We start from the raw sequence: 3627 nt of genomic DNA on the forward strand, positions 1-3627 counted from the left end.
TCCGACGGCCAGGACCCGGCAGAGGTCATGCCGCCGTTCCCGGTCTGGACGCGTCGAATCGGGCGCGATACCTGAACAGCCCCCTCGGTCGTGAAGCCGGGGAAAGCCAGTAGCCGCACCAGCCGAGGCCATGCGAACATCCCCAGCATGGAGCCCCAGGACGACCAAGCGGTAGGCGAGGTGCTGCACGGGCGCGGTTGGCGCAAGGCATTCACCGTCGCCGAGATGGTCGACCAGTGGGCATCGCTCGTCGGGACCGTTGAGAACGGCTACGAGGACTTCATCGACGAGTACACCAACGACCTCTACAGCCGGAACTGGCTCCATGAGGCGTGGGTTCTCCTGCCCGGTCACGTGCTCGTGACCTGGAACCAGCGGATCCAGGAACTCGACGACCGCTTTCGGGCCGCAACCGTCTTCGACGACGGCCAGGCAGTGTCCCAGTTTCATCGGCTCAGTCAGTTCGATCCCGACGATATGTGGTGGTGGCGCCGCCACCCGCGGATTCTCGTCGGAGACCTCGGCCGCGCGCTCCGCTCAGCCGGAGCCGTTGACCTGTCGCCAAGCCCCCATGATGTGCCCGAAATCTGTTAGGAGCTTGGACCGGGACAGGCTTCAGGACCATCTCGGACAACGAAGTCGAGAACACCGGTGGCCAGAAGACGGGCCCTGGCCGACAAGGTGGAAGGCACGTCGACGACATCCTCGCCTGCGGCGGCCAGCTGCTGAGCAAGAGACCGACCGAGACCGCCGGCGCCTTCGACCGCGAACCGGCGCCCCGGCCACTGCGCGCACCAGTGCAGAAGCCGACCAAAGGTCCCGGAGTTGACGACGAACCGCCGCTGACCAATCCTGTGGCCTGTTGCAGCGACAGCGACAGCGGTGTGCGAGGACTTGTGGGGATCGATCCCGATGATGATCACGCGCATCCTGACCTGGCGGCTGACGGGCAGAAATGTGCGGTGGGTACTCTGACTTGAAGTAGCAGTCACACACATTCATGCCTCTGTCGTGCCACACCGCGCGCGGGTGCCGGACGGCGGCATGCTAATCATGAGCCGGCCCGCAGGGCGGCAAGACACTGCACGAGCCCGTGCCGACCGGCACCCTGGACGCTACGGCTGCAGACCGAGCGCCCGCGGTCGATGCAACAAGTCAGACACTCCCGCGTTCGTCGGTGGTGACCTGGTTGGCCGCGATCCAGTACCCGGCCAGCTCCTGCGAGGTGATCCGCAGCATGGACCGCCCGTTGACGACCGCGCGGCGGTCGAACTGGAGGGTGTGCGGCTCGGAGTAGCTCACCTTCTTCAGGGTGCCCGCGCTCCCGTTCGTACCGAAGCTGATCGCCTCCACGGAGGCGTTCGCGGCGATCGTGAGGGTGCGCGGCGCGATGTAGTCGACCGGCAGGTGCTCGCCGCGCAGGAACGCCTTCGGGTAGGCCTCACCGATCCAGTAGCCCTTGTACGCTCCGGCGCTGATCCGGTACCACACGCCGGCGCCCTGGATGCGGCGGCGCATGTCGATGGGGGCACCGGTGGCCCTGGCGAAGGTGACCTTCTTGGTGCCGAGGATCTTGTCGGCGAGGGTCTTGTCCCAGTTGCCGTCCGACTTGGTGGACAGCTGGTACAGGGTGTGCGTGCCCGCGGCGATGGCGATTGATGCGCCGGTCTTGACGGCGGCCGGGGGGACGTCCTCGATGAGCAGGTCGAGCTGGTTGGCGAAGACGGGGCTGCCCGTGTGCCAGTGCATCTGCTGCCACAGTGCGATGTGGTGATGGTGGTAGGTATGCGCGGGGATGCGGTGCGTCTGGCAGTAGTACGAGAACCAGCGTGGGTTGCGCACCAGGGAGAAGTACCGGGCGATCGTCGTGCAGGCGCCGTCGTAGAGCTGGGCGGCGAGCTCGTTGCCGGTAAGCTGGAAGTAGTCCCAGATGCCGAACATGGCGAAGATCATGCCGTTGTAGGTGTAGTCGCCGGTGCCGGGCGTGGCGAAGGGGTACTCCTGGATCCACAGGTAGCCCGCCCGGTTCTTGTTCACGACCCAGGGGGCGGCGTTGTCGCCGCGCAGCAGCGAGGCGAAGGCGCCGTCGGCGGCCGCGCGGTAGATCGCCCGCTCGTCGTCGGTGAGACCGTCCTTGAGCCCGGCGAGCTGCGCGAAGAGGCTGATGGCCTCGCCCTGGGCCATACCCGAGTACCAGGGCGCCTTGTAGGCGATGCCGCTGTGCTCGGCGTGCGTGAAGTTGAACGGGTACGGGAAGTACCAGGCGCCGCGCGTCTCGACCCGCTTGGCGATCAGCCGGTCGGCCTGGGCCCGGGCGCGCTTGAGGAAGTGCGCCTTGCGGGTGGGGTCGGTCTCGACGCGGTAGCTGGTGACGCAGCAGAGGCCGAACTGGATCTGGCCCACGGGGTGGTCGTAGACGTTGCCGTCCTTGGCGTAGTACATGTACACACCGTCGGCGTTGAGGTGGTACGTCCCTGACGACAGGTTGACATTGGCCCAGGCGGTGGGCCGGTTGCGCCACGGGCGCAGCGCCTCGGGCAGATCCGGGTTCATCGTGTACCCGGCCTTGTTGAACTCGAACGGCAGCGAGGTTGGTACGTCGGTCTCGGTCGGGTCCAGGGTGCCACCGGTGTAGGGGATACGCGTGACCGCGCTCGGCGTGCTGACGGTTCCGCCGTCCAGCGGGTCCGGCAGTGGCGGCAGGGGCAGGGACTGCCCCGTCCCCGACGGCAGGCTCAGCGCTATCGACCGCGGCATGTTGGCGAACGGGTCGGGTGTGGGCGACTCGAAGACCCCGGTCGCCATGGCGGTGAAGGTCCCGCCCCCCACGACCGCCGCCCCGGCGGCCGTGCCTCCGGCGAGCCGGATGAACCGTCTGCGGCCCATTCGGGCACGCCTCTGTCCAGCCATGGTTGGTCCCCCCACGGGTGTCGTTGTTCAGCTGTTTTTGATCCGAAGTGAAGTGGATCTTATGTGAAGACTGTTGAGTTGTGTAACGAGAGAAGACGTTCAACTGAACCGTGCGGTACGGGATTGGGGCAGACCGGTTCGGCTTGGGGCAATTGGCGAGGGCGGAGGGGTTTTTGCGATGAAATTGTGACCTTTGGATTGGTGCTGCGTCGCGCCCCTGTCGTCCCGTCGACGGGGCGTCTGGAGCACGTGGCGAGCGGAACCGCTCCGGCACCCGATGCCGTTTCGAGTGAAACGGCCATATTCCTCAAGATCCACCACTGCTGCCCAAACCGAGTATGGAAGCTGATACTGAAGGCGGCGAAGCCAAGGGGAGCGGGGCCCCGTGTTGTGTGGCCCGGCAGCTTGGTATGCCCGGGTACTGACATGTTCTTGGCCCGACATGCCCACCGACGGCGAAGGTCGGCGTGGTGTCAATGATGCGCAGCGATCAGCCAGTTGTCAGCAGGAGGTCGTTGATCCAGATCTTTGAGGCGCGGAGGTGGGGGTGGGTGAGGTGGCTCTGGGGCGTCTCGTCGTATTGCAGAGGTCATGCCGACACCCGAGGCTGGCACCCACTGCGGGACCAATGAAGGAGGTGGTGGGGGATCCGCTTGCCACCCTCCAGATAGGTGCATATGCTCCTGTCCGCAATGCCCGGGCTGCGGATGTCCGCGT

The 3627-nt window shown here is 66.2% G+C and carries 3 protein-coding genes; 1 reads left to right on the forward strand and 2 read right to left on the reverse strand.

The annotated features are described in order from the left end of the window. Positions 1–147 precede the first annotated feature (147 nt). On the forward strand, positions 148–594 hold the full coding sequence (locus VXC91_RS43455; protein WP_329512868.1) for a hypothetical protein: 447 nt from the start codon (positions 148–150) through the stop codon (positions 592–594). Here VXC91_RS43455 and VXC91_RS43460 read toward each other — a convergent pair. Further along, a complete protein-coding gene (locus VXC91_RS43460) occupies positions 591–998 on the reverse strand; it encodes an IS110 family transposase (protein WP_329512869.1) in 408 nt (135 codons plus the stop codon). The genes VXC91_RS43455 and VXC91_RS43460 overlap by 4 nt on opposite strands. A 157-nt stretch (positions 999–1155) precedes the next feature. Beyond that, entirely contained in the window at positions 1156–2910 is a 1755-nt protein-coding gene (locus VXC91_RS43465; RefSeq protein ID WP_329512870.1) for a D-glucuronyl C5-epimerase family protein, read from the reverse strand. Between the last annotated feature and the right edge of the window lie 717 nt (positions 2911–3627).

The sequence above is a fragment of the Streptomyces chiangmaiensis genome, from assembly GCF_036281785.1.
GTDB classification, from domain to species: Bacteria; Actinomycetota; Actinomycetes; order Streptomycetales; family Streptomycetaceae; genus Streptomyces; species Streptomyces chiangmaiensis.